General features: G+C 71.3%; 1 protein-coding gene and 1 pseudogene. One reads left to right on the top strand and one right to left on the bottom strand.

The annotated features are described in order from the left end of the window. Nucleotides 1–889, top strand: a pseudogene (locus tag PROKR_RS15135) (hypothetical protein); the annotation flags it as partial. Between the two features lie 180 nt (nucleotides 890–1,069). Here the strand turns inward: PROKR_RS15135 and PROKR_RS15130 are convergent. Further along, a partial coding sequence (locus tag PROKR_RS15130; RefSeq protein ID WP_245605840.1) for a glycoside hydrolase family 19 protein occupies nucleotides 1,070–1,923 on the bottom strand: 854 nt, incomplete at its 5' end.

The following is a 1,923-nucleotide window of genomic DNA, read 5'->3' as shown; positions in this document are numbered from 1 at the left end:
GCCGGTCCCGGCCGCCGCGCTGACCGCCCTTGCCGGGGCCTGCGACGCCGAGGTGCTGCGCCGGGTCCCCCGGCCGGACGAGCTGGTGGTCGAGCCCGCCTTCCTGGACGTGGCCCTGCCGTTGTCAGCGCGGGCCAGGCCCGACGGCGCCGGGGTGCTGCCCCGCGGGTCGCGTACCCGCGTGACCGGCGAGCTGCTCCGGTTCTTCGTGCACTGGCGGCAGCGGAGCGCGGACACGGATCTCGATCTCTCGTGCCTGCTGCTGGACCGCGACTTCGCCGACGCCGAGCACGTCTCGTGGACGCGGCTGCGCGGCGGGGGCTTCGTGCACTCCGGCGACCTCACCGAGGCCCCGGACGGCGCCACCGAGTTCGTGGACGTCAGGCTGTCCGGGATCCGGCGGGACGTCGTCGTTCCCGAGGTGCACGTCTACTCCGGCGAGGGATTCGACCAGGTAGCCGAGGGTTTCTTCGGGTTCATGACCCGCGACGTCGCGCAGGCCGGGCTGCCGTTCGAACCGGCGACGGTGCGCATGCGGTCCGACCTGGCCGGCTCCGGGCGGGTCTCGGTGCCACTGGCATTCCTGCGTGGCGACGACGGCTGGGAGGCGATCTGGCTGCACCTGAACCTGCGGGGCAGGTCGAGCTTCAACACCGTCGAGGGGCACCGCGTGACCACCACGACCCTCGTGCGTGACATCGCGGCCCGGCGGTACCTCACGGTGCGTCACCTGGTGGATCTGCTCCAGGCCGACGGCGTGAAGGTGCACCACTCGGTTCCGCGGGATGCGGGGCCGGTGACGTACCTCGGGTTCGGCGCCCCGGAGAACCTGCCGCAGGGTTCCCGCGTCGTGACGCCGCAGAACCTGCTCGACCTCGTGCCCGCCTGACGTCTAGGGTGTCGCCCGGGCGAGGCCATTTGGTGGCTTCCTTCTCACTCTTGGATGAACCTAGTCGCCGCGCTCTCCTCGCCCGATCTCTTCGTCGACCACAGCTGTTGCTGCCAGGACGGACGCGCTCCTGGCAGCAACCGCTGTGGTCGACGCCCGGGCGGAGGCCCGGGGTACGCGTCAGCAGTAGAGGTTGCCGCCCGGGTCCACGCCGAGGGCGCTCGTGAAGCGCAGGTAGGTGTCCACGCGGCTCTGGACCTGTGCCGGGTTGCCGCCGTTGCACTCGATCGAGCCGTTGATGCTGCGGATCGTCTCGCCGAACCCGGCGCCGTTGACGATCGCGTTGTGCGGCGTCATGGTGCCCGGACCGTTCTGGGTGTTCCAGTACCAGAGGCCGGTCTTCCACGCGATCGCCGAGTTGGTCGAGACCAGGCTCGGGTTGTTCAGCAGGTCGATGCCCAGCGCGTCGCCGGCGGCCTTGTAGTTGAAGTTCCAGCTGAGCTGGACGGGCCCACGACCGTAGTACTGGTCGTTGCCGGCCGGGCAGCCGTACGGCTGGGACGTGTCGCAGTAGTGCGGGTAGTTGGCCGTGTTCTGCTCGACGATGTGGACGAGCCCACCGGTCTCGTGCGAGACGTTGGCCAGGAACGCCGCCGCCTCCCGCTTCTGCACGGTCTCGCTGCCGCTGTTGGCGAACCCGGGGTACGCGCTGAGGGCGTCGACGAGCCCGGCGTAGGTGTAGAACGAGTTCCGGTTGGGGAAGAACGAGTTGAACTGGGCCTGGCTGACCGGGAAGTCCTCGGCGCCCGGCGGGTCGACCGGCGGCTCGCCGCCGTCGCAGGTACCGGTGCGCTCCCAGACGCCCCACTCGCCGGTGGTGCCGGGCGTCTCACCCTGCGTCCACCACTTGGCGCGCCACGAGGCGCCTGCGTGGGTCACCAGGCTGCCGCCCACGTAGACGGCGCTGCTGCTCCACGCGGCGGCGCTGCAGCTGGCGACCGCGGCGGGCGCGGCGGTATCGGCGGCGGGCGCTG

This window comes from Promicromonospora kroppenstedtii DSM 19349 (assembly GCF_000515355.1).
Classification (GTDB): domain Bacteria; phylum Actinomycetota; class Actinomycetes; order Actinomycetales; family Cellulomonadaceae; genus Promicromonospora; species Promicromonospora kroppenstedtii.
The sequence above is the reverse complement of the archived record's forward strand: the minus strand, read 5'-3'. Positions and strand labels throughout refer to the sequence as shown.